Source organism: Pantoea phytostimulans, assembly GCF_046118715.1.
In the GTDB taxonomy this organism is placed as follows: Bacteria; Pseudomonadota; Gammaproteobacteria; order Enterobacterales; family Enterobacteriaceae; genus Pantoea; species Pantoea phytostimulans.
The window spans coordinates 1,688,718-1,714,909 of record NZ_CP173698.1 but is presented as its reverse complement, the minus strand read 5'-3'; the positions used below and the strand labels follow the sequence as shown (position 1 = coordinate 1,714,909).

General features: G+C 53.1%; 16 protein-coding genes. 2 read left to right on the top strand and 14 right to left on the bottom strand.

Annotated elements, in window-relative coordinates:
• Nucleotides 1-63: 63 nt before the first annotated feature.
• The 11 genes from ACF2G4_RS08025 to ACF2G4_RS07975 form a co-directional block, all read right to left on the bottom strand.
• On the bottom strand, nt 64-1,347 hold the full coding sequence (locus ACF2G4_RS08025) for an MFS transporter (RefSeq protein ID WP_409075838.1): 1,284 nt from the start codon (nt 1,345-1,347) through the stop codon (nt 64-66).
• Nucleotides 1,348-1,427: 80 nt separating this feature from the next.
• A complete protein-coding gene (locus ACF2G4_RS08020) occupies nt 1,428-2,438 on the bottom strand; it encodes a Zn-dependent oxidoreductase (protein WP_215846222.1) in 1,011 nt (336 codons plus the stop codon).
• A gap of 10 nt (nt 2,439-2,448) precedes the next feature.
• The gene (gene manD, locus ACF2G4_RS08015) at nt 2,449-3,663 is read right to left on the bottom strand and encodes a D-mannonate dehydratase ManD (protein WP_215846223.1); all 1,215 of its coding nucleotides are present in this window, start codon (nt 3,661-3,663) and stop codon (nt 2,449-2,451) included.
• A 161-nt stretch (nt 3,664-3,824) separates the two neighbouring features.
• Nucleotides 3,825-4,724 (bottom strand): lipid kinase YegS, encoded by a 900-nt coding sequence (gene yegS, locus ACF2G4_RS08010; RefSeq protein ID WP_215846225.1) that lies wholly within the window; start codon nt 4,722-4,724, stop codon nt 3,825-3,827.
• Nucleotides 4,725-4,940: 216 nt separating this feature from the next.
• Nucleotides 4,941-6,323, bottom strand: coding sequence for a tRNA 5-hydroxyuridine modification protein YegQ (gene yegQ / locus ACF2G4_RS08005; RefSeq protein WP_409075837.1), 1,383 nt, complete (start codon nt 6,321-6,323; stop codon nt 4,941-4,943).
• A 132-nt stretch (nt 6,324-6,455) separates the two neighbouring features.
• Nucleotides 6,456-7,163, bottom strand: a complete 708-nt coding sequence (baeR, locus tag ACF2G4_RS08000) for a two-component system response regulator BaeR (RefSeq protein WP_409075836.1) — start codon at nt 7,161-7,163, stop codon at nt 6,456-6,458.
• 6 nt (nt 7,164-7,169) lie between these two features.
• Nucleotides 7,170-8,558 carry a two-component system sensor histidine kinase BaeS gene (gene baeS, locus ACF2G4_RS07995; RefSeq protein WP_243077569.1) on the bottom strand — a complete coding sequence of 463 codons (1,389 nt, stop codon included), beginning with the start codon at nt 8,556-8,558 and terminating at the stop codon, nt 7,170-7,172.
• A complete protein-coding gene (locus ACF2G4_RS07990; protein ID WP_215846229.1) occupies nt 8,555-9,961 on the bottom strand; it encodes an MFS transporter in 1,407 nt (468 codons plus the stop codon). The genes baeS and ACF2G4_RS07990 overlap by 4 nt, the downstream gene beginning before the upstream one ends.
• Before the next feature lie 11 nt (nt 9,962-9,972).
• Nucleotides 9,973-13,050, bottom strand: a complete 3,078-nt coding sequence (gene mdtC / locus ACF2G4_RS07985) for a multidrug efflux RND transporter permease subunit MdtC (protein WP_409075835.1) — start codon at nt 13,048-13,050, stop codon at nt 9,973-9,975.
• A complete protein-coding gene (locus ACF2G4_RS07980; protein ID WP_243077570.1) occupies nt 13,047-16,169 on the bottom strand; it encodes an MdtB/MuxB family multidrug efflux RND transporter permease subunit in 3,123 nt (1,040 codons plus the stop codon). Before ACF2G4_RS07980 ends, mdtC begins: the two co-directional genes overlap by 4 nt.
• On the bottom strand, nt 16,169-17,401 hold the full coding sequence (locus ACF2G4_RS07975; RefSeq protein WP_409075834.1) for an MdtA/MuxA family multidrug efflux RND transporter periplasmic adaptor subunit: 1,233 nt from the start codon (nt 17,399-17,401) through the stop codon (nt 16,169-16,171). Before ACF2G4_RS07975 ends, ACF2G4_RS07980 begins: the two co-directional genes overlap by 1 nt.
• 365 nt (nt 17,402-17,766) lie before the next feature.
• Between ACF2G4_RS07975 and ACF2G4_RS07970 the strand changes: the two genes are divergently transcribed.
• Together ACF2G4_RS07970 and ACF2G4_RS07965 are read left to right on the top strand one after the other, a co-directional pair.
• The gene (locus ACF2G4_RS07970) at nt 17,767-18,729 is read left to right on the top strand and encodes an aldo/keto reductase (protein WP_332627185.1); all 963 of its coding nucleotides are present in this window, start codon (nt 17,767-17,769) and stop codon (nt 18,727-18,729) included.
• A 238-nt stretch (nt 18,730-18,967) separates the two neighbouring features.
• Nucleotides 18,968-20,311, top strand: coding sequence for a carbohydrate porin (locus tag ACF2G4_RS07965; RefSeq protein ID WP_215846242.1), 1,344 nt, complete (start codon nt 18,968-18,970; stop codon nt 20,309-20,311).
• A gap of 197 nt (nt 20,312-20,508) precedes the next feature.
• Here the strand turns inward: ACF2G4_RS07965 and yegD are convergent, their stop codons facing one another.
• The 3 genes from yegD to ACF2G4_RS07950 form a co-directional block, all read right to left on the bottom strand.
• Nucleotides 20,509-21,861, bottom strand: a complete 1,353-nt coding sequence (gene yegD / locus ACF2G4_RS07960) for a molecular chaperone (RefSeq protein ID WP_332627184.1) — start codon at nt 21,859-21,861, stop codon at nt 20,509-20,511.
• A 71-nt stretch (nt 21,862-21,932) separates the two neighbouring features.
• Nucleotides 21,933-25,271, bottom strand: coding sequence for a diguanylate cyclase (locus tag ACF2G4_RS07955; protein ID WP_332627183.1), 3,339 nt, complete (start codon nt 25,269-25,271; stop codon nt 21,933-21,935).
• A gap of 165 nt (nt 25,272-25,436) precedes the next feature.
• Nucleotides 25,437-26,051, bottom strand: coding sequence for a phosphatase PAP2 family protein (locus tag ACF2G4_RS07950; RefSeq protein WP_215846246.1), 615 nt, complete (start codon nt 26,049-26,051; stop codon nt 25,437-25,439).
• Nucleotides 26,052-26,192 lie beyond the last annotated feature (141 nt).

Sequence of the window (26,192 nt, the reverse complement as noted above, 5' to 3'; positions counted from 1 at the left end):
TGTCCTTATGGCAAACGGGGCGCCATGCGCCCCGTAATCAGTAATGCATTAACCGCGTCCTGCTTAAACCGAAACCGGTTTGTCGATGGTTTTCGGACTGCGAATCACAAACAGCACCAGGAATGCACCCACGGCGGCGACACATCCCGCCAGGATAAAGGCGCTGTCGAACTTGCCGGTGTGCTGCACAATGAAGCCGGTCACGATGGGACCGATGATGCCCGACAAACTGCCCACCAGATGAATAAATCCACTGATGCTGCCGACGCGGCTTTTGTGCACGACATCCTGAATAATCGCCCAGTAAATCGCGCCGGTGATGTAGAGGAAGAAGATCGATATCGACATCATCATCACGGCAGGCACCACATCTTTTATCGTACCCGCCAGTGCGACACAAATGGCGGCAGCAAACAGTGAGACCACTAACACAATTTTACGTGACAACAGCAACTTGCCAGTGATGTTGAAGATTTTATCGGAGATCCAGCCGCCGAGTGCCAGGCCGATAAAGCCAACAATCCACGGAATCATCGTCGTGATGCTCATGGCCTTGATATCCAGGCCATGTGCCTGCACCAGATAGGCCGGGAACCAGCTCAGGAAGAAGAACAGAATGTAGTTGTAACAGAAGAAGGCAAATGCGGTGACCAGGATAATGGGCTGACGCAGATAATAGCCAAAGGGATGGGCAGTTTGCGAAAGGTCAGCTTCATCATTCGGGTTTTCAGCCTTCATGTGATCAATCAGCGCACGCTCTTTTTCAGTCACCAGCTTGCTTTTTGCCGGGTTATCCGCCGCAAAGAACAGCCAGATGGTCATCCAAACCAACCCGATGCAGCAGACGATAACAAACGCCGGACGCCAACCGTAAGCAAGTGCCAGATAACCGATGATTGGACCGGCAACCGCGCCGCCCAGCGGTGAACCGGCGCTCAGCAAACCCATGGCGGTTGCTGCCTGTTTTTTCGGAAACCAGCCGTTAATGGCTTTGTTCGCCGAGGCGCAAATTGGGCCTTCCGCCATGCCGAACAGCACGCGCAGAATCAACAGTGACCAGAAACCGGTGGCCAATGCGGTCATGCCGCAAAAAATTGACCAAGCGCCAACAGCCACGGCGAGCACGATTTTTGGCCCAAATTTGTCGGTCGCCAGGCCACCAACAAAGTTAAACAACGCATAGCCGAAGAAGAAGCTACCGAAAATCATGCCGAACTGCTCAGCATTAATCGCCAGATCTTTTTCCACCATTGGAACAGTCAACGACAGCGCTACGCGATCGAGGTAGTTGATCATGTAGACAAGGAACAGCAGCAATACGAGGGTCCAGCGCAGATTCTTGAACATAGAAACTCCGTGATCTGTTTTCTACTTGTAATAGGCCGGCGGGTACGTACCGGCAGAGGACACCTGGTGTTCAGGCTAGGTTAACGCATTTGAAGAATCACCTTGCAGCAGGTACGTGGATCTTTTTCGAACAGCGTCATCGCACGTTCGATGTCGTGCAAAGGGAAATAGTGTGTGACCAGCTTCTCCGGCTGGATTAACCCTTTTTCCATCCATTCAATGACCTGCGGAAAGCGATGGCTGTTCAAACGCGAGGTAAACAGCGACAGCTCCTTGCTGGTTAAACTTTGCTGAGTAATGCTGCACGGCTCGCCGGAAAAACCGAGTAAACCGATGCGCGCAGCCGGTGAGGCGAGGGCGGCCGCTTCAGCCAAAATCGTAGGGTGGCAGGCAGCATCAATAATCAATGTTGGCTGTAACCCTTCTAACTGCGCTGCCAGCGGCACGTCAGCGTTGTTAAAGACGCGATCCGCACCGTTCTGCAACGCTAATTCCAGCCGCTCAGGCAGACGATCCACCACCAATACCTGATCCACGTTATAGACGCCTTTCAGCACCTGAATGGCGGTTAAACCCATCGGGCCTGCGCCGTAAATTAACGCAACATCTTGCTGCTGCGGCTTGAGAAACGCAGTGATGTTTGCCGCAATGGTGAAAGGCTCAACCAAACTGGCCAGTTTGTCGGGAATTGAGGCGGGCAGACGATACGCATTTTTCGCCGGAGCCACCGCATATTCACTGAAGCCGCCGTCGCGATGCACGCCAATGACCTGTAATTCCTTGCACACATTTGGCCGGCCTACTGAACACGGATAGCAAGCGCCACAGCTCACCACTGGGTCGACCGCCACACGTTCACCGAGGCGCACAGCATCAACGCCTTCGCCTAAAGCATCAATCACGCCAAAAAACTCATGGCCAATGACGCGGGGATATTTGGCAAACGGATTATGACCATGCCAGATATGCACGTCAGATCCACAAATACTGGCAAACTGCACCTTAACCCGCACTTCACCCGCAGCGGGTTGCGGCATTGGACGTTCGGCCAGCACCAGCTCGCCAGGTTGCTCAATAACGACACTTTTCATTGTGTTCTCCTTACCAGTTCCACAGCGTGCCATCTTCGAGGCGGGCTACGGGTAAATAGGCAGGTTCATAGGGATACTTCGACGCAAGTTTTTCATTGAAGTCGATGCCTAAACCCGGTTTGTTGCCCGGATGCATGTAACCATCTTCGAACGTCCAGTTGGCGTCGAACAGTTCCATCATCTGCTCGGAGAAGCCCATATATTCCTGAACGCCGAAATTGGGTACCCACAGGTCAAAGTGCAGCGCAGCAGCCATGCAAACCGGAGAGAGATCCGAAGGGCCGTGCGAGCCGGTGCGAACCTGATACAGCGAAGCAAAATCGGCAATACGGCGCATACCGGTGATGCCGCCTGCGTGGGTAATGGTGGTGCGGATATAATCAATCAGCTGCTCTTCAATCAGCTGTTTACAATCCCAGATGCTGTTGAACACTTCGCCTACCGCAATTGGCGTGACGGTATGCTGACGGATCAGACGGAAACACGCTTGGTTTTCAGCAGGTGTCGGATCCTCCATCCAGAACAGGCGGTAATCTTCCACGCTTTTTCCGAAGCGCGCGGCTTCAATTGGCGTCAGGCGATGATGCATGTCATGCAGCAGATGCTCGTCAAAGCCAAACTTATCGCGGATCGCTTCAAATAGCTTTGGCGTAAAATCGAGGTATTTTTCGGTTGACCATAATTGCTCTTCTGGCCAGTTACCTTTGGTAGCAGGCTCATAAGCCAGACCTTTGCCTTTTGCCATGCCGTAAGTGGTTTTCATTCCGGGTACGCCGCATTGGGCGCGAATCGCTTTAAAGCCCAGCTCTTTATGTTTGGCGTAATCGTCCATCACTTCATCAATAGAATGCCCGGTGGTGTGGCAATAGACCATCACGCCGGTGCGCGATGCGCCACCAAGCAACTGATAAAGCGGCATGTTGGCGGCTTTGCCTTTGATGTCCCACAGTGCCATATCCACGGCAGAAATCGCAGACATGGTGACAGGGCCACGACGCCAGTACGCGCCTTTGTAAAAGTATTGCCAGATGTCTTCGATTTGATGCGCATCGCGGCCAATCAACTGCGGGCAAACGTGATCTTTCAGATAGGAGGCAACAGGTAATTCACGGCCATTCAGCGTCGCGTCGCCAATGCCAGTTAAGCCTTCATCGGTGGTGATCTTAAGGGTGACAAAGTTTCTGCCTGCGCAGGTTACAAACACTTCCGCGTTAACAATTTTCATCGATGTAAGCCTTTATCCAGCGTTCAATGATGAAAAAATACGCGCATTAATACTACCATACAAGTTGATGTAGCGAAGTTGTGAACAGAATCACACTGTGCTTAACAGATAAGGGGAAGCTGCAAAGAGAAAAGGGCGGCGCACCGCCCCTTGAGCCAGCATCAGGCTAATAGCGGACACTGTGGTGGTAAGCGACAACTCAGCGCGCCGGGCAGAACATCGATATGAAACTCACGGCCCGACAGCGGCTCGCCATCAAGGTTGAAGGTCATTTCATGCGGCGAAAGAATATGCAGCGATTGCAGCTTCTTTCTGACAATGCCTGGATTGTCATCGTCGCCGGTCAATGAGTGCATCAATGTGGGCAACAGTTCCTGTGCGGTAACAATGCTGATATCGAGTTGCCCATCGTTGATCAGCGCCGAAGGACATAAGCGTTGTCCGCCGCCTGCCTGACGCCCATTGCCGATGCCGATCACCAGCGCATCGCCTTGCCAGTGAAAATCTGGCCCGCTGATTTCGCAACTGTCGGCTTTCAGGGTATCCATGCGCATCAGCCCATGAATAAAGTAAGAGACGCCGCCGAGTGCAGACTTTAACTTCTCTGGCGTTTCAGTGGTAATACGCGTACCAAAGCCGCCGGTTGCCATGTTGATAAAATAACGATCCTGATTCACGCGAGCCAAATCGATCATGCTGGCTTTGCCCTGAATCGCCAGGCGCAACGCCGGTTCCATCTCGGCGGGAATGCCGACGCTGGTGGCGAAATCATTGGCGGTGCCCAGCGGCAGGATACCTAAAACAGGGCGCGCTGAAGCCTCGATAGCGGCCAGAGCAGTCGCAATTTCGTTGATAGTGCCATCACCGCCGCCTGCAACTACGGTTTCAGCTTCCAGCGTAATGGCTTCATCTAAATAGCGCTGTCCATCACCTTTCTCCCAGGTGACGCGCACAGCAATATTAAAGCCTTCATCACGCAGTGTATTGATAGCTGCGCGCAGATCTTCGTTACCTGCGCCTTTGCCATTGAGGATCAGTAGCGTTAGCGAATTTTTGTCCATTATTTTTTCCTGGAAGATCAGCTCAGAGCAAAGGTTATAGCACAGCTGAGGCTGTAAAAAGATTGGCGAATGGGAGAAAAAGAAAACCCGCGCGGGGGAGCCGGGCGGGTGAATGAGGTGGTTCCTGGTAATACTTGCTTTATTGTTACTCGTTCGAAGCAGGCGCGACTATAAAACAGGGCGAAGCGGCGGTCTGTGATCCTACTCTAACTTCGTCTAAATGTTTCCAAGAGTTAACGTTTTGCCATGGGGATCACGCGTGCTTAGACCTTCGGTGAAATTTCGCAGCAGTAAACTAAATGACAAATCAATCGTTTCTGGCACCTGCATCCAGACGCGATGTCCGTCACCGGGCGCAACATCGATCGCTTCGCCGCGCGCATTTTGCAGGGCATCCAGCGTACAGATCAGATTGCCTGAAGGGGTCATAATTTCCAGACTGTCATGCAGCATAAACTTATTTTTCACCGCGACTTCTGCCCAATTGCCACGGCGTTCGCCGGTAAACTCGCCAACAAATTGTTGTCGCTCGGAGATCGAATAACCTTGCTGATAATTTTGATAGCTGTCATGCGTGTGGCGCCGTAAAAAACCTTCGGTATAGCCGCGATGCGCCAGGCCTTCCAGCGTCATCAGCAGTTCAGGATCAAAGGGGTTACCGCTGGCTGCATCGTCAATGGCGCGACGATAAACCTGAGCGGTGCGCGCGCAGTAATAGAATGATTTGGTGCGGCCTTCAATTTTCAACGAATGCACGCCCATTTGACTCAACCGCTCAACGTGCGCCACAGCGCGCAAATCTTTGGAGTTCATAATGTACGTGCCGTGTTCATCTTCAAATGCACTCATTACTTCGCCCGGCTTCATCTTCTCTTCCAGCAAGAAAACCTTATCGGTGGGCTGACCTTTACCCAAGGTCGGTGTGATATTTTGCACCTCAACCGGCTGATAAATTTCAACAATATTACCTACCTCATCCTGCTTGCCTTCTTCCACTTTATACTCCCAGCGGCAGGCATTGGTGCAGGTTCCCTGATTGGGGTCGCGTTTATTCATGTAGCCAGAAAGCAGGCAGCGGCCGGAATAGGCCATGCACAGCGCGCCATGCACAAACACTTCCAGCTCCATTTCTGGCACCTGCTGACGGATGTCGGCGATCTCTTCCAGCGACAGCTCGCGAGAAAGGATGACGCGCGTTAATCCCATTTGCTGCCAGAATTTCACCGTCGCCCAATTCACGGCGTTAGCCTGCACGGAAAGATGGATTGGCATCTGGGGAAACGCCTCTCTGACCAGCATGATCAAGCCTGGATCGGACATGATCAACGCGTCCGGCTGCATCTCTATCACTGGCGTTAAGTCACGTATAAAGGTTTTAAGCTTGGCGTTATGCGGCGCGATGTTCACCACCACATAGAATTTTTTACCCAGCGCGTGTGCTTCGTTGATACCTTGAGCGAGGATTTCGTGGGTGAATTCATTGTTGCGCACCCGCAGACTGTAGCGTGGCTGGCCAGCGTAAACTGCGTCAGCACCATAAGCAAAGGCATAGCGCATGTTCTTCAGCGTTCCCGCTGGAGAAAGAAGTTCTGGTTTCAAAGGTTTTCTCACTGATGTCAGGTCAGCATGCCGCCGACTACGGTGGCACGTATAGGGCCGTGGATAACGGCCCTATAAAAGGTGCGGAATTGTAGGCTGTGAGCAGCCGTAGGTAAATTGATCCAAATCAATCTAGATCAAATGACAGAGATCGGCTTCCCAGCGGTATCCCATGCCATACACCGCACGGATAAAGGGCTGCTCGCTGTCGAGATTCTCCAGCTTGCGACGCAGGTTTTTGATGTGGCTGTCGATGGTACGATCGGTAACGACGCGATAATCGTCATAGAGATGATTTAGTAGTTGTTCGCGTGAGAACACTTTGCCCGGCTCCAGCGCCAGGGTTTTCAACAAGCGAAACTCGGCGGGGGTCAAATCCAGCGGTTGCTCGCGCCAGCTGGCCTGGAAACGGCCTTCATCAACTTTCAGTAGCGACGATTTCTGCGCCTCTTCCGGCGAACGTTTTACCCGACGCAGAATAGTTTTAACCCGCGCCACCACTTCACGCGGGCTGAACGGCTTGCACACGTAATCGTCGGCACCGATTTCCAGCCCCAGCAGGCGATCAATCTCTTCGGTTCGCGCTGTCACCATGATGATTGGCAATTCAGAGAAGCGGCGGATTTCCCGACACAACGTTAAGCCATCGGTGCCGGGCAGCATCAAATCCAGCAGCAGTAAATCAGGCGGCGAGTGCTGAACGTAATCCAGCACCTCGTTGCCGTGCGCGATATGGTGCGTGCGGTAATTGGAAGCCTGAAGATAATCAATCATTAACTGGGCCAATTTTGGCTCATCTTCCACGATAAGAATTAGCGGGTCTTGTTTTTCCTGGCTCATAATCTGCTACGCATGAGGAACATAGCGCAATTGTAGCGTGATTTTCAGGCCACCTAAATCAGAGTGCTCTGCAGAAATATTGCCGCCGTGTGCTTCGGCGATATTTTTACAAATCGCCAGTCCCAAACCGGAGCCGCCGCTGGCACGATTACGTGAGCCTTCGGTACGGAAGAAGCGTTCAAAGATTTGCGTCTGATGATCGCCATCAACGCCGGGCGCGCTGTCGTCAAAGGTCAGCGTCCAGTAAGGTGCTTCATAAGCAATGCGTACCTGCACGCTGCCGCCCGAATCGGTATAACGCAGGCTGTTTTCCAGCAAATTGGTAAACAGCTGCATCAGCCGATCGGGATCGCCAAAGAACGGCGCCTGTGCTGGCAAAAACAAATTCAATGTTAAGCCATGTGAACGATAGCGTTCGGCGAAGCTGCCCGCCGTGACTTCCAGCAGCTGCACTAAATCGGTGGCCTGTTTACGATAGGCGAGGGCACCTTCATCTGAAAGCGAGAGTTGATGAAGATCGTCCACCAGTTTGGTGAGCACCACCACTTCACTTTGTAGCGAGCCGATCGCTTCGGGCGTCAGCTTACGCACGCCATCCTGCATCGCTTCCAGTTCACCACGCAGAATAGCCAGCGGCGTGCGTAGCTCATGCGAGATGTCGGCCATAAAGGCGCGACGCATGCTTTCGTTCTTCTCCAGAGAGCTGGCGAGACGATTGAAGTCATGCGCCAACTGACCCAACTCGTCATGGCTGCTGACTTCAACCCGGCTGGCAAAATTGCCTGCCGCCAAATGATGAGTACCATCGACAAGGCGTTTCACGGGTGCCAGCAATCCGCGAGCGATGATCCATGTCACCAGCGCGGCCAGCAGCGCTGACAATCCCACGATATACCAGCTGGTTCGCCGCTGTTGCTGATCAAAGTTGATATCGGTACTGCGCGTCAGGCGCTCCGGTGGCGACCCGATCACCCAACCGACAATCTTGCCATTGGTCAGCGTGATATTGCGGCGCGAACCCTCTTGTGGAACTGGCGATCGCGGGCCAACCAGCACTTTATATTGCTGATCGATAACCCAAAACTGCGTGCGCCAGCCATGCGGCGGCAGCTGGTTGTTGCTGTCGGGGTTTTGCTCCAGCGAGCGCAGAATATTAAACACCAGCCGATCGTTATTGCGCACGAAATCCCAGTTACCATGCTGCTCATATTGGTCTGCCAATGCATCACTGAGCATGTTCAAACGTTGCTCATTGCCACGCTTGATGTAATCGACAAAGCCATGTTCAAAACTGAGGCGCACGCCCCAATGCATGGTGATCAAAACCAGCATGCAGGTGGCGAAAATCGCCATAAAAAGTTTGGCGCCAATCCCGAGGCGCAAGGTCGGTTTCATTCACTTCTCCGACGTCGCATATCGACGTTTTTACTGAGATCTTTGGGTACACGCCAGAACACCAGCGCGGGCAGGATAATGATCAGCGCCATACACAAGTAGGCATAGACAAACATCTGGTGGCTGGCTGCGCTGTCGCTCGCCGCATCCTGACCCAATGCGCCCAATAACAAACCGGCGATGGTGACGCCAATACTCATGGAAAGCTGCATGATCATCGACAGCAAGCTGTTGCCGCTGGAGGCGAGCTCATCGGGCAGCTCTTTCAACGTCAGGGTGTTCATGGAGGAGAAGCGAATCGCGTTGACCATGCCTTGCAGGAATAACACCAGCGGCAGTAGCCAAATCCAGCCCATTATTGCCACCAGCGGAAACAGCAACACCACCAGCGCGAGTCCAATGGTGGAGCCGACCAGCACGTTGCGGTAGCCAAACACGTTGACGATGCGCACTACGATGCGTTTCATGCCCATGTTACCAAGCACCATCGGGATCATCATCAATCCCGCATGAAACGGGCTGTAGCCCATGCCGATCTGCAAGAAAATGGGTGTCATAAACGGCAACATGCCGCTGCCGATGCGGCCAGTGAAGCTGCCGAGCAAGCCAATGGAATAGACGCGATTGTCGAACAGTTTCAGGCTAAACAAGGCGCGTTCGTTGCCGCGTGCATGCATCAAATAAAAAATCAGCGAGAAGAAGCCAATCAGGATCATTGCACCGAGCAGCAACGCTGAACCGCCGCTGCTGCGTTGACCATCAAGCGCCAGCGTCAGCGTGGCCATCCCGGCGGCCAGCAGCACAAAGCCGAGGAAATCGAAGCGTCGCGTCGGCATAGAATAGTTCGGCATCAGCATGATAGTTGCAATAGCGCCAATGATGCCGACCGGAATATTGATTAAGAAGATCCAATGCCAGCTGGCGTATTGCACCAGCACGCCGCCCAGCGCCGGGCCAAGTAGCGGGCCGATTTGTCCTGGCAGCGTGACAAACGTCATCGCCGACATATATTGTTCACGCGGGACGATTTTCATCACCGTTAAGCGCCCGACCGGCACCATCATGGCACCGCCAATGCCTTGTACCACCCGCGCCATCACCAGTTGATCGAGGGTGGCAGAAAACGCGCACAGCAGCGATCCGAGGCTGAACAGAACGATGGCGGTAAAAAAGATATTACGGACACCGAAGCGGTCGGCCAGCCAGCCGCTGACGGGCAACATCACCGCCACCGTTAACAGATAAGAGACAATAACCGAGTGCATATGCAGCGGGCTGACGCCAAGATCGTGCGCCATCGACGGAATCGCAGTATTGACGATGGTGGTGTCCAGCGTCTGCATAAAGAATCCGAAAGCGACAATCCACAGCTGCCAGCGAACTGTCGCGTTCTGCGTACTCATCAAGGCGTCTCCTAATTTTGTGTAGCGTTAACGGCGTGATGTCGTTTTTTACGGCGCAACTTATCCATCATTAAATAGACCACCGGCGTGGTGTAAAGCGTTAACAGCTGGCTCATGACCAGGCCGCCCGCAATAGTGATACCAAGCGGTTGGCGTAGCTCCGCGCCGTCGCCGCTGGTTAACATCAACGGCAGTGCACCAAACAGCGCTGCCAGTGTGGTCATCAGAATCGGGCGAAAACGCAGCAGGCACGCCTGGAAAATCGCGTCACGCGCGCTGAGATTGCCGTTGCGTTCCGCATCCAGGGCAAAGTCCACCATCATGATGGCATTCTTTTTGACGATGCCAATCAGCAGTAAAATTCCGATCAGCGCAATCAAACTGAATGGCGTATCGAACAACTTTAGCGCCAGCAAGGCGCCCACGCCTGCTGAAGGCAAAGTCGATAAGATCGTCAGCGGATGGACATAGCTTTCGTACAGAATGCCCAGCACGATATACACCGCCGCAATCGCCGCCAACATCAACCAAACCTGGCTGCTTTGTGACTGTTGGAAGATTTGCGCGGTGCCGGCAAAACTGCCGCGCACGCTGCTGGGTACGCTGATCGCCGTCATAGTACGATCAATCGCTTCTGACGCCTGCGACAGCGAAATGCCTTCCGGCAGGTTGAATGAAATGGTGGATGCCGCCGATAACCCTTCATGGTTTACCGACAGCGGTGCGTTAGCCGGCTGCCACTTGGCGAACCACGACAGCGGAATCGCTTTGCCTTCGCTGTTAATCACGAACATCTGGTCCAGGGCGCTGATGTCTTGGGTGTAGCGCGAATCCACTTCCATCACCACTTTGTACTGGTTGAGCGGCTGATAAATAGTGGAAATCTGTCGTTGACCAAAGGCGTTATTCAACAAGCTATTGGCATCGGTAACGTTTATTCCCAAACGCGCCATGCTTTCGCGGTCATAAGTCAGCGCCATTTCGCTGCCTTTGTCTTGCTGATCGGAGTTCACGTCAGCTAACTCGGGCAGGGCAGCAAAGGCCTGGCGAATCTTCGGTTCCCAGGTTCGCAGGTCGTTGAGATCGTCTGACAGCAGCGAATATTGATAGCTGGCATTGGATTCACGCCCACCAACCCGAAGATCCTGCACCGCATTGAGATAGAGGTTTGCGCCAGGTTCTTTCGCCAGTTTGATTCTCAGCCGTGCAATTACTTCCTGCGCGCTTTCGCTGCGCTCCGACAGCGGCTTCAACGAAATAAACATTGAGCCGCTGTTGGTACGCATACCGCCAGTAAAACCGACCACGCTTTCCACCGCCGGATCGGCCCCTACGATGGTCATAAAGTCTTGCAGCTTGCTGCGCATCGCCTGAAACGAAATACTCTGGTCGGCAGAGATAAAGCCAGAAAGACGGCCGGTATCCTGCTCGGGCATAAAGGTTTTGGGAATGCTGATAAACAGCCAAACCGTTAGCGCGATGGTGCCAAAAAAGAGCAGTAGTACCCAACGGGCATGATTGAGCACCAGATTTAGGGAACGCCCATAACCTTGCTGGATCGCCATCAAGATGCGACCAAAACCGCGCTGGCGCGGTTGGCTACGCGGCGCGTGGGGTTTGAGCAAATAGGCGCACATCATTGGCGTTAGGGTGACGGAGATGAATAACGAAATGACAATCGCCACGGAAAGCGTAATCGCGAATTCAGCAAAAAAGCGACCAATCAGGCCGCCGATCATCAGCAATGGCAGGAACACGGCAACCAGCGATAAGCTCATCGATAGCACGGTAAATCCCACTTCCCGCACGCCTTTCAGCGCCGCCGCCAGCGGCTTCATGCCAGCTTCAACATGGCGCGAAATGTTTTCCAGCACCACTATCGCGTCATCCACGACAAACCCAGTAGCGATGGTCAGCGCCATCAGCGACAGGTTATTCAGACTGAAGCCGCACAGATACATCGCCGCAAAGGTGCCGATCAGCGAAACCGGTACCGCCGCCGCAGGGATCAGCGTGGCGCGACCTGAGCGCAAGAAAACAAACACCACCAAAATCACCAGCACCACTGCAATCACCAGCGATTGCTCAACTTCATGCAGCGACGCACGAATGGTTGGTGAGCGATCCTGCGCCACCTGCAAATCAATGGCGGCAGGGATCACTTCATGCAGTTCTGGCAGCTCCGCGCGGATGTGATCCACGGTATCAATAACGTTGGCTTCTGGCGTTTTTCGCACCACCAGCAGCACCGCAGGTTTACCGCGCGACATCCCGGCGTTGCGCACGTCCTGCACCGAGTCTTCGACGGTGGCGACATCCGACAATTTTACCGCTGCGCCCTTGTTGTAATGCACCACCAACGGCTGATATTCACTGGCCGTTTGCAGTTTGTCATTAGTGCGCAGCTGCCAACGCTGTTCGCGGTCGTCCAATGCACCTTGCGGGCGGCGCTGGTTGGCATTCGAGATCGCTTCACGTACTGCATCCAGCGAAACGCCCTGATTAAACAGCGCTTGTGGATTCAACGCCACGCGTACCGCAGGGAGCGAACTGCCGCCGACGGTGACATCGCCGACGCCTTCAATTTGCGCCAGCTTTTGCGCCAGCTGCGTTGAGGCGTAATCATAGAGCTGGCCCGGATTATAGGTATCTGAGGTCAGCGTCAGGATCATGATCGGCGCATCAGAAGGGTTGGCTTTGCGATAAGTTGGACGGCTTGGCATGCCGGTTGGCAACAGGCTTTGCGCAGCATTAATGGCGGCCTGCACATCGCGCGCCGCGCCGTTGATGTCACGATCAAAATCAAACACCAAAATGATGCGCGTGCTGCCCAGTGAACTGGTGGACGTCATTTCGCTGACGCCTGCAATACGCCCCAGTGAACGCTCCAGCGGTGTTGCAACGGATGACGCCATGGTTTCCGGCGCCGCGCCTGGCAGCGAGGCGGAAACGACAATGACCGGAAAATCAACCTGTGGGAGTGAGGCAACCGGCAGTAAGCGAAAGCCGAGGATGCCCGCCAGCGCAATCGCCAGCGTCAATAAAGTGGTGGCGACAGGCCGATGGATAAACAACGCAAAGAATTTCACCCTTGCGCCTCCGAATGATGAAAACGGCGGCGCGTAGCATGAGCCAGACGATCAAACAGCAGATAGATTACCGGCGTGGTAAACAACGTCAGAATCTGGCTGAGGATCAAGCCGCCAACCATCGCAATGCCAAGCGGATGACGCAATTCAGCACCAACGCCGGTACTGAGCATCAGCGGCAACGCGCCCAACAAGGCTGCCAGCGTGGTCATTAAAATCGGGCGGAAGCGCAGTAAACAAGCCTGATATATGGCGTCATAAGGTGCCATGCCTTGTTCTCGTTCAGCGGCCAGCGCAAAGTCGATCATCATGATGGCGTTTTTCTTCACTATCCCGATCAGCAAGATGATGCCGATAATGCCGACAACATCCAGCTCGTTGCCACTCAACATCAGCGCCAGCAATGCGCCAACGCCTGCGGTTGGCAGAGTTGAAAGAATGGTAATCGGATGGATAAAGCTTTCGTACAACACGCCCAGCACGATATACATCGCGACAATAGCGGCGACGATCAGCCAAACAGTGCTGCTCAGCGCTGCTTCAAAGGCCAGCGTGCTGCCCTGAAATTGCGTCATTACGTCTGAAGGCATACCAAGCTGTGCTTCGGCTTGGGTGACGGCGTTGACGGCATCTTCCAGAGAATAACCCTCGCCAATGTTGAACGAGAAGGTGGCAGAGGGAAACTGGTCGAGATGGCTGATGCTAAGCGGCGTATGACGCTGCTCAACCGTGGCAATCGCGCTCAGCGGCACGCTGCCGCCTTCACTGCTGGCCAGACGAATCGCATCCAGACTTTGCAGCCCTGGCGTGGCGTGATTGTCCTGCTCCAGCACCACCCGATACTGATTGGCCTGCGTATAGATGGTTGAAATCAGCCGCTGACCAAAGGCGTTGTACAGCGCGTTATCCACATCGGCCATGCTGATGCCTAACCGGCTGGCGCTGGCGCGGTCGACATTGACGTAGGCTTCCAGTCCTTGATCCTGCCAGTTGCTGCTGACATCTCGCAGCTGCGGCAAGGTATTCAATTCAGCTAATAACGCGGGCACCCAAGTACTTAACGATTCCAGCGATCCCGATTGCAGCGTGAACTGATAAGGCGTGCGGCTGGCCTGTGTTTCAATGGTTAAATCTTGCACCGCTTGCAACCACAGCTGTACGCCAGGAATCTGACTCACCTGCTGCTGCAGTCGCTGCTGTACTTCGGGAATACGATCTTCGCGCTGATTGAGCGGTTTGAGGTTGATCTGCAAACGCGCGCTGTTCAAAGCTGCGTTGGTGCCGTCAACGCCGACAAAGGAGGTCAGGCTCTGCACCGCCGGATCTTTCATAATAACGGACGCCACATCGCGAGTGCGTTCCGCCATATTGGCGTAGGAGACAGATTGTGGCGCCTGCAACGTGCCCTGAATAATGCTGTTGTCCTGCTGTGGGAAGAAGCCTTTTGGAATCGCAATCCAGAGCAAAACGGTTAAAGCCAGCGTGCCGAGCGCAACGGATAACGTCAGCCAGGGATGATTTAACACGCGCGTCAGACCCCGGCCGTAAACGGCAATGATGCGATCAAACATCGCTTCGCTGGCGCGGGAAAAACGGTTCTGCTTACGCAGCGATTCGGCGCTAAGCATGCGTGCGCACATCATCGGCGTGAGCGTCAGTGACACAATCCCTGATATCAAAATCGCTATCGCCAGCGTAACCGCAAACTCCCGAAACAGACGCCCAATCACATCGCCCATAAACAGCAGCGGGATCAGCACTGCAATCAGCGATAAGGTCAGCGAGATAATGGTAAAACCAATTTCCCCCGCGCCTTTAAGCGCGGCGGTTAGCGGTTTCTCCCCTTTTTCGATGTAGCGCGAGATGTTTTCGATCACCACAATCGCATCGTCCACCACAAAACCGGTGGCAATGGTTAGCGCCATCAGCGTCAGGTTGTTGATCGAGAAGTCGAGGAAATACATCGCGGCAAAGGTACCAATCAGCGACAGCGGCACCGCCACAGCAGGAATAATAGTGGCAGGAATGTTGCGCAGAAACAGGTAGATGATCATGACGACCAGCGCCATAGCCAGCATTAACTCATGCTGCGTATCGCTGACCGAGGCGCGAATATTGGTGGTGCGATCGGTCAGTACTTTGACGCTAACCGATTTGGGCAAAGTGGCGGTCAGCGCTGGCAGCATAGCGTTAATGTTGTCGGCGGTGGCGATGATATTCGCGCCCGGCTGACGCTGCACATTCAGCACAATCGCCGGATCGCGATTTGCCCACGCGCCCAGCCAGCTGTTTTCTGCCCCTTGTTCGATGGTCGCGACATCGCCTAATCGAACCGGCGCACCATTGGTATAGCTGATAATCAACTGGCGATAATCTTCTGCTGATTTCATCTGATCGTTAGCAGAAAGCGTGATTGAGCGAGTCGGACCGTCGAGGCTGCCTTTGGCTGAGTTGACGTTGGCGTTGCTGATGGCGCTACGCACCGTTTCGCTGGTTAATCCCAGCGCCGCTAATGCCTGTGCGTTCATTTTTACGCGCACCGCCGGGCGCTGTCCGCCCGAAAGCGTGACCAGGCCAACGCCGGAAACCTGTGAAATTTTCTGCGCGATGCGCGTTTCCACCATGTCCTGAACTTGCGTCAGCGGCATACTGCTGGTGGTAACGGCAAGCGTCATAATCGGCGGATCGGCAGGATTGACCTTGCTGTAAACCGGTGGATTTGGCAGATCATTCGGCAACAGATTGGTCGCCGAGTTAATCGCGGCCTGAACTTCTTGCTCAGCCACATCAAGCGGCAGCGTAAGCTGAAACTGTAGCGTAACCACCGATGCGCCGCCGGAGCTTTGCGAGGCCATCTGCTTCAGACCGGACATCTGACCAAACTGACGTTCGAGCGGAGCGGTGATAGAAGAGGTCACCACATCAGGGCTGGCACCCGGATAAAGCGTGACTACCTGAATTGTCGGGTAATCGACTTCGGGCAGCGCCGACACCGGCAAAAAACGGTAGCCGAGCACGCCCGCCAGTAATAGGGCAATCATCAACAGTGTGGTGGCGACCGGGCGCAGAATAAACTGGCGTGACGGCCCACCGCTGGACTCAGGAGGCTGCACCTGCATTAATCACGCTCTCCTTTTGACGGCAAGGTTGCGCGGCTATTGCGCGCGGCGGTGCTTTGCGGCGCAATGACTTCTACCTTCGCACCTTCAGTCAGGCGATCTAATCCGTCGGTGACGACTTTTTCACCGGCATCTAGCCCGGCGGTGATCACCACTTTCTGGCTGTCCTGTAATCCTGCGGTCACACTTTTTTTGCTGACCTTGTTCTCACTGTTAACTACCCAGACAAAATGACCTTCGTTGCCCATTTGCAGGGCAGCGGTGGGGATCACGATCGCATCTTGTAACGTGTTGACCTTCAAGCGTGCGTTAACGAATTGGTTTGGAAACAGCAGATCATCTTGGTTATCAAAACGCGCTTTGATTTTTATGGTGCCGGTGGTGACATCGATCTGGTTGTCCAGACTCAACAACGTACCGGTAGTGATCAGGTTTTGATTACTGCGATCCCAGGCTTCAACCAGCAAGGGCTCGCTGCTTTTTTGCGCGTTTACTATTTGGCTAATGTTGTTTTCCGCCACGCTGAAGACCACATCAATCGGATGCGTTTGCGTAATGATGACAATGCCAGTGGTATCACCGCTGGTGATATAGTTGCCGACATCGACCTGTTTCAAGCCAACGCGTCCGTCAATGGGTGAAGTAATGCGGCTGTAAGTGAGGTCAAGTTGAGCACTGGCCACGCTGCCTTCGTCGGCTTTCAGCGTGCCCAACGTTTCATTCACCAGCGAACGCTGTGTATCGAGTTCTTGCTGCGAAACCAACGACGTTTTCGCCAGCTTTTCAAAACGCGCTAAATCGCGACGGGCGTTGGCGAGCGTTGCCTGATCTTTCGCCAGCTGGCCTTGCGCCTGCGTTAAGGCGACCTGATAAGGCCGCGGATCAATTTCCGCAAGCAGTTGGCCCGCTTTGATTTGCTCTCCTTCGGTGAAATGAATAGCCACTAAATCGCCATTCACTCGACTGCGTACCGTAACGGTGTTTGCTGCGGTGACTGTCCCTAATCCGCTGATAAATTGCGGCACGCTCTGCGTCGTCGCGCTTGCGGCTTGCACCGGTGCAAGTGGACGGCGAGCGTTGGCTCCGCCTTTACCACGCTGCGGCTGCGCATCAGCCTGGGTGTCGGTATTCGGTTGCGTTGGGTGTTGCCACCAGTAATAAGCGCCTGCTGCTGCGGCAATTACCACCAGCACAATCAGGCTTTTTTTAGTAAAAGGATTTCGGGTGCTCATCGTTTTAATTGCTCTCCAGCGGTGTCGTAGTCCCATCAGGCAGGTGAAAAAAAGGGCAACCTGCAAACGACATCATTGTAATCGCCTCTGCCAGGCAGAAGTTGAAGGAAATAAGGATAACTGTCAGGTCAGGGTAAGTATTCATTTTCTGACACTATTCCATCTGGAATTGGCATTAACGATTCATTTCTCTTTGCGATACCCTTCAGACTTCAAGCTGCATGAACGTTAACGGCACGCGTTGCCCCGGACACTGACTTAAGTCAGTTCGCGAGGATTCACACGTTTGCCGCCTTCCTGCAACTTGAATTAACCAGGGTACAGGCTGATTACATACCGTCTCGATTCGCTTACAGGAGAAACTCATGAGTCACGTTGAAACCCGGCAGTTAGGTAATAGCGGCATCAATGTTCCGTTATTAACGTTTGGTGGCAATGTCTTTGGCTGGACCGTTGACCAGAACACCTCATTTTCGTTGTTGGATGCGCTGGTGGAGAAAGGATTAGGGTTTATTGATACTGCCGACGTTTATTCACGTTGGGTGCCTGGTAACAAAGGCGGTGAATCGGAAACGATTATTGGCAACTGGCTGAAGAAAAGCGGCAAGCGTGACAGCATTGTGCTGGCGACCAAAGTGGGCATGGAGCTTTCACCTGATAAAAAAGGGCTGAAACCGCAATACATTCGCCAGGCCGTGGAAGAGTCGTTACGTCGCCTGCAAACCGATTACATCGATCTTTACCAGGCGCATCGGGATGATGAAGAGACACCGTTAGCGGAGACGCTGACCGCCTTTGATTCATTGATCAAAGAAGGAAAAGTACGCGCCATTGGCGCTTCAAACTATGGTGCAGCGCGATTGCAGGAAGCATTACAGATCAGTGAACGCGAAGGGTTAGCCCGCTATGAAACGTTGCAACCCGAGTACAACCTTTACGATCGTGCAGGTTATGAAGCAGAGCTGGAAAAAGTAGTGACGGAGCACGGTTTAGGCGTCATCAACTATTACTCACTCGCCAGCGGCTTTCTGAGCGGTAAATATCGTATTGCCGCAGATGCCTCTAAAAGCGCGCGCGGACAAAGCGTGATAGAAAAATACCTTAATCCTCGTGGATTAAAAATTCTTGCGGCGCTGGATGAGATCAGCAGCGCGCATCACGTTTCGCCCACTCAGGTTGCGCTTGCCTGGCAAATTGCCCGTCCGAGCATAACAGCACCGATTGTGAGTGCAACATCGCTTAAGCAACTGGATGACTTGGTGGGTGCCACGCAACTGAAGTTAACGCAGTCAGAAATTGAACAACTGGCAGCAGCCAGCCAAAAATGAGCAACAGGGGCGGATGCGCCCCTTTTTATTCGTCATCATCCCGATTCTTTTTATCAACATCGCGTGTGATAAAAAATGCGAAATGTCTGCATAGAATGACCAATAAGCGATCTCATTCACAAATGTGCTAACGCACTGCTATTTTGCTGAATCGTGCGCACTTTTTTATAATTATTGAACTTTTCTTAACACTATCCTCCGTGAGTCCTTCCCAGTAACTCACATAAGAATAATTCTCATGAAAAGTAAAAAAGCAGTGCAACGCTTTCCGCTGCGTCGCGTCGCGACCGGCACCTTAATGTTCGCGATGTTAAGCGGATCGGCGATGGCAGCCGACGCGCTGAGTTCTGACTCAGAGTGGATGTTTGGTGATTGGGGCGGTTACCGAACGCAGCTGCAAAACGATGGCATTAAATTCGATGTTAATTACACCATGGAAAGCGCGGCAAACTTAGCGGGCGGCGCTGACACCAACACCACCATGCGCTACAGCGACCAATGGTCGTTTGGCACCAATTTCGACCTGGAAAAACTGCTTAACTGGCAGGATGCGGAATTCCAGATGACAGTCACTAATCGTGACGGACAAAACCTGTCAGAGCAGGTTGCTGACAAGCGCACCGGTATGTTGTCCTCCGTGCAGGAGGTCTATGGACGTGGCCAAACCTGGCGTCTGACGCAATTCTGGCTGCGCAAAGGCTTGTTCGATAATGTGGTGGATATCAAAGCGGGTCGCGTCACTGTGGGCGAAGATTTCGATAACTTTGATGGCAATCTGTTCCAGAACCTGGCGCTCGGTAGCGGTCAGGCAGGGAACTGGCGTGGCGATCGCTGGTTCAACTGGCCGGTTTCGCAATGGGGCGGCCGCATCAAGCTGAATATTACGCCAGAGGTCTTCTTCCAGGTCGGTTTCTATAACCAGAACGCAGCGAACTACGATCGCGGTGATGGTTTCCGCCTTGATACCAGCAATTCTGAAGGCAATATGGTGCCGGCAGAATTAGGCTGGACGCCAACCTTTGGCCCGCAAAAATTACCAGGTAATTATCGTCTTGGCGGTTATTACTCATCAGCCAACGGTGATGTGTATGGCAGCTGGCGCAACGGTGCGTATCAGGATAAAGACCACGCCTATGGCGGCTATCTGTTGTTGCAACAACAGTTGACGGCGCAGGATGGCGACGTTAATCGCGGTATAGGTGTACGCGTTCAGGCGGTAATGAACGACCACAAAACATCAAAAACCGACAACTATCAATCTATCGCGTTTACCTGGAAGGGGCCGTTTGATGCGCGTCCTAAGGATGAGATTGGTATCGGTGCCGCACGCATTCATGTGAACAGCGATTACACCCGCTCGCTGCGTCAGCAGAATGGCGCTAACGGCGAAACCGATTTTGATAGCCCAACCTATCTGCCGGTTCAGGAGGGTTCTGAATACAACTATGAAGTCTATTACAACGCGAAAGTCACTAACTGGATGTCGCTGCGTCCTAACCTGCAATATGTCACCGCGCCGGGTGCAGTGAGCGAAGTGAAGGATGCGTTTATTGGTGGGATTAGCGCGAATATCGCGTTCTGATTGGATAGCATAAAGGCGAGCAGTGCTGTCACGCATAAAGAGAGCAACAGAGCGCTTCAGTTAAGTTAGCGGGGCGGTTCCACAGGGAGGTGAGCTCGCTTCGCAAGCAGATGCGCTAACTTTGGCTTCTCTCTCAAGCCAAAGTAAAAAAAAGCGGCCCTTGAATGGGCCGCTTCGCTATGTAGAGTATGCAAATGCTAAGCAAACATCACTTCAGCCCATCTCGCTAATCCTGCTGTAACCGAGGCGAAATCATCGCCGCCAGCGATTGGCGTATCCGGTAAAGCTTGCTGCAACGCGGCGCGCAGCAGAGGAGAACGGGCGCTACCGCCGGTGAGATAGATAACATCGGGTTTAATGCTGCTGGTAGCAAGCGCCAGATGAACCTGCTCAAGGATTTTCTCTAGCGGCTGGTTGATTGCCTCGCGCAGCATCTCTACGCTGATTGCCGCCTGCAAAGAAGGTGCAATAAAGTCGAGCGCTGCGTCAGTTTCGATGCGATCTGACAGCGCAATTTTGCTCTCTTCTGCGGCACGCACCAGACGATAACTGAGTTTCTGTTGCCACACTTTCAGCAGGCGTGCGACAACATCGCCATTTTCGGCATCACGGACGAGATCGCGCAGCAACTTACCGCAGGCTGCCGAGTAAAACTCACTCTGAGCGGGAACGTCATTGATCGCAACTGCATTCCACCAAGGCAAAGCGGGCAGGGCGGTGCCTTTTTGGGTATTACCGCCGAGCCCGAGCAACGGCATCAGGGTTTTAAACGCGAGAGTAATATCGAGATCGTTACCGCCAACGCGGCAACCGCTGTGACCAAGCAAGCTTTCACGGCGATCGGATTGATTACGCCATTGTGGCCCCATCAGCAGCATTGAGCAGTCTGTCGTACCACCACCGATATCAACGACCAGCACGCGTGTCTCTTTTTCCAGCGTTGCTTCAAAATCAAGTCCTGCCGCTACCGGTTCGAACTGAAATTCCACATCACGGAAACCGGCGCGCTTCGCTGCACGCAGCAAGATACCTTCTGCCTGTTGGTTCGCGTCTTCACTGCCCAAGCCCTGAAAGTTAATTGGACGGCCAATGACGGCTTGATCGATCGACTGATCGAGTTGGCTCTCACCTTGCTGGCGAATATGCAGCATCATGGCGCAAACCAGATCTTCAAACAGCGCGATCTGCTGTGGCTTCAGGCCGCTGGCACCCAGAAATGATTTAGGCGATTTAACGAACCACACATCTTCAGGATCAACCATATAGTGTTGCAGCGCGGTAAGACCAAACTGCACGCTGCCGGGCAGGACATCGATGTCCTCTTCGCGGTTATAACGCAGCGCACGCTGCAATAACGCGGTGGTTTCACTGTCAGGGGTAGCGACTTGATGATGGCGATACAACCATTCGCTAATGGATTCGCGCGTTGGTGCACAGATCATTGAAGGCAGCAGGCGCTGACCATTTTCCAGCGTCAACAGACGCGGCGCGCCGTTTTCGCTTACCGCAATAGAACAGTTAGCCGTGCCGTAATCAAATCCTATGAACATTCTCGCCCCCATGCCGGAAAAAAGGGGGCGACTTTAGCGCAGCTTTAAGAAGCTGGCAAGACACTGTCTGATCAATCGTCCTGGGATAAAACCACGCTGGCCGCCAGGCTGCTCAATGGCTGACGCTCGGCGATGGCGCTGCCCCAGACGCCATGAACATCCAGGCTGGCCAAGGTATTTAATACCGCAGGCACGGTAACTGGACCGGCCAAAAGCGCAATATTTCGTTGTTCGGCCTGGCTTTGAATAATCGACACCAGCATTTCGTCCATCAAATTGGTATGCACGTTAGCCACCAGTTCAGGAGCCAGTAGCAAACAATCGATCATGTCGCCGGTGAGTTGATTGAAGGCGTCAAGGTTACGTCCAAAATGCTCAAGCATGATGCAACAGCCGCTTTGCTGTAACTGGAGTAGGGAAGCCTGAAGGCGATCGCTGCCGTTTATTACGTTTGCCGCGTTAAGCGCGAAACCGCTGCGACTGGATGACAAACCCGCTTCGTTAAAACGTTTGCAGAGACGTTGTACGAACTCAACATCATGCAGCGCGTTGGTATTCAGCGGCAAAATCACGGAGATGTTGTTGTCATTCAGTGCGTTAATATCGTGGCGGAAAAAGGCTTCAACAATATTGTTATCGAGCAGACGCTGCAGCGCTTCATCCGGCAAATTATTGCGTAACAGCGATTCGTCGATAAGCGTGCCGTCAGCAGTGAACAGCTGAACGTCCAGTAGCCAGAATGAGGTGAGTTTAGGCGTTTGCGGCGGGGCAATTGCCCAGGCAGAGAGCTCAACCTGCAAGTCGTTGAGCGTTGTGGCATCGAGTCGCTGATTGCTGCCCGCTAACGGCAACTGATGTTGTTCATAGACAACATAGCGCCCACGACCGCTGCGCTTGGCGTTGTAACAGGCAATATCCGCTTGCGATAACACTTCGCTGCTGTGGCAGTTTTCAGCAGAAATCTGTGTTAACCCGGCGCTGGCACCGACCTGATAAACTCGCCCAAGCCACTGAAAGCGGTAGTCATTCACCGCGCTGACGATACGCTGCACCACTTCGCGTGCCTGATCGACCTGGCATTCTGGCATTAGCAGAGCAAACTCATCGCCGCCAAGGCGTGCAAGGAAATCACTGCTGCGCAGACGATGCTGCATTAACTCTGAAAGCTCACGTAACAGGGCATCGCCGGCGGCGTGTCCGGCGGTGTCATTGACCGCTTTGAACTTATCGAGATCGATAAAGACCAGAACATGCTGGTGCTGATGCTCAGCCGCATCCATCAGTAAGAGTTTGAGCTGGTGCTCGAAACTGGCGCGATTGGGCAAACGCGTCAAGGTGTCGTGTAAGGCGCTGTAACTCAGACGCTTCATGACTTTGCGCGATTCACTGACATCCTGAATAACCATCACGGCGCCCATTTCTGCGCCTGCCTCAGATTTAAGCGGCGTGATGCTGTAATGGATATCCATTTTTTCACCTGCTGGCGTATGCAATACCAAATCTTCCACTAAATCGGGTGTGGTTTTTTCAGTTGGCAAATGGCACAGCAGCAGATTTTCAATTTGTGGACCGTGGCGTCCCTGCGTGATGTGCAACAGTTCACTCAGCGGTTTGCCTGCGGCATCCTCTTGCGACCAACCACTAATCTGCTCAGCAATCGGGTTCATAAAGGTAACGCGCATCTCTTCATCGGTGCTGATGACCGCTTCGCCGATGGAATCTAGCGTGATCGCCATACGCTCCTTTTCCTGGAACAGCGCTTCGTTAAGATTGCGCAGCGAAGTGATGTCCTGACAAATGCCCAGCATTCGTTCAATGCGGCCTTCCTGGCTCAGGATGCGATTGGCTTGCGTACGCAGCCAGCGTTCGCCGTCAGGCAAAGTGATGCGATATTCCATTTGGAATGCACTGCGTTTCTCAATGGCCTGTTGGATAGTTAGCGCAGCATGTTCACGATCGGCCGGGTTCATCAAGTGCAGCCATAAATCGTAGCTCGGCGATTCGTGAGGTGCGAGGCCAAACAGCGCATACATCCGCTTGTCCCACAACATTTCACCGGTCAGTAAGTTCCATTCCCAAACGCCGATGCCGCCGGCTTCATTGGCCAACGTGATACGTTCCATCAGGCGACGATTAACTTGTTCACTCTGCTTGAGCTCAGAAATATCAATGATCTGTGCAATGAAGTAGAGCGGCTGATAGGCGGCATCACGCACCAGCGAAACCGTCAGGCGCGCCCACACAATTTCATTGTCCTTGCGGAAATAGCGTTTTTCCAGGGTGTAGGAATAGATCTCACCTTTTAACAGTTTATCGACCTGGATGAGATCGTTACTGAGATCGTCGGGATGCGTCATTTGCTGGAACGTCAGGCGCTTTAGTTCATCTTCAGGAAAGCCCAACGTCTGGCACAGCGAATGGTTCACCTGCAACCAGACACCCTGCGGTGAGACCAACGCCATGCCGATAGCGGAATATTCCATGGCATGACGGAAACGGGTTTCGCTTTCACTGATATGGTTCTTTTCACGACGAAACGCATCCATCACCAGCGACATGACATGGCCAGGAATCAACACCAGCAAGAACGGCAGCCAGCTGCTGATTTGATCGAACTGGCTGCTACCGCGACCCACTGTAACGAGGTCAAATGCCAGCAGCATTGAGATAAAACAGGCGTTGAGGAAAAACAGCACGAAGGCTTCAAGTTTCGATAAACGTACCGCACACCAGAACAGGATCACCACAATAAAGGTGAACGGCCACGGCAGAAAACGCAGTGCCAGATAGCTGGCGGTAAGCGTCACCAGCAAGGTGATCAGCAATTCAACTGAGTGGTGTTCTTGAAAGTTACGGCGCTTTAGGGGCCAGGGAAACAGCAGCAATACTGGCCCAAGTGCCAACATGCCAATAACTTCAGAAATGACCCAAGTATAAAAGAAGGGAACCGAGGCCTTACCACTGACCTGCAACATCCACATGGCTAATACGCCGCCAATGAGCGGTGTAACAATGCCAACGGAAAAAATAAACCGTGCCCAGTCAATCAAGGTGTTAAGCGGTGCCCGGCGATCAAGCAGCAGACGCAGTAATATCCCACCCAGCACTGCTTGCACTGAGTTGAGTAAAGCAAATTTCAAATTGGAAAACGCGGGGCCAATAATCAAGGCGTTAGCGAAAGCTGTGCCAATGACACAACACAGCAATAATAAAGGAACCTGACGCGATGGACAGCGAAAAACCACCACCGTCATTAATGCGGTAGAGAACCACAGCGGGGAGATTTTGCCGCTCACCATGATCAGCTCAAGGCAAAATAGCGTGAGAAAAAAAGCGGTGATGCCCAGCATCAATCCGTTTAAGACGCTGTTTGGTGTTTTGTTTTGCGAGGACAAAATATCAATGGTCATGCATAAACCCAGCTGCGTGCACCGCTTCGCAGTGGCGAAATATGCACCTGTTATTCTCTTTCGGGCATGCTAGCACATTCAGCAAAGAATACTGTCGCGAAATCACTTTTGTGCGTTATTCGGCGGATTGACTGGCCTTTTATCAAAAAAAGGCCATCACATTGATTATTGGCGGAAAAGATCGGCGCGGGAAAACGGTTTTTCTAAGCCTGCCAGATTCGCAGAAAAGCGTTCAAGGAACTGCTGCGTTGTAGCGACGCGACCCTGTCCCAGCAGCAACAGGGGGACTAATAACACAACGCTGACCTGCGGCCAGCTAAAACCTTTTAAGGCAGTGCGGCGCTGAGAAATCAGGAAAGCCGTGCTTAAGGTAAAGCCCAGCAGTAAACCAGTAACGACTTCGCTTTTTGAGTGTGCATGGATAACCAGCCGCGAGAACCCCACCATCAGCGGAATCAGGTAGCCCACGCCGAGAGCAAACCCACGCCATAAACTCGACCAGCGGCCAGAAATCAGCCACAACATCACGGGCCATAAGGTGGCGGACATGGCACTATGACCACTGAAACCGGTGAAATTATAATGAGCACTGCCAATACCAAAGCCGAGAAACAGAATTTTTGACAGGCTAACAAACAAGCCAGCCAAACCAAACGCCACGATCCAATAGAGCACCGTGCGGCGATTATCACTTTTCCAGGGCAGAATCAGTGCGATGATCACCGCCGTCGGGATCAGCAACATACTGTCGCCAAAATAGGTCAAGGTCTTCCAGAGCATACGACTCCTTGTGAATTAGTCAGGCACGATGATTTCCGCAATCATTCGGCGAAAAAAGCGTTTCGCCAACGCCGCTAAATTCAAATCGAGAGGGTAGCTAGTTTATCGATGAAATGATTAGCTTCCAAAGGGGAAATTCTG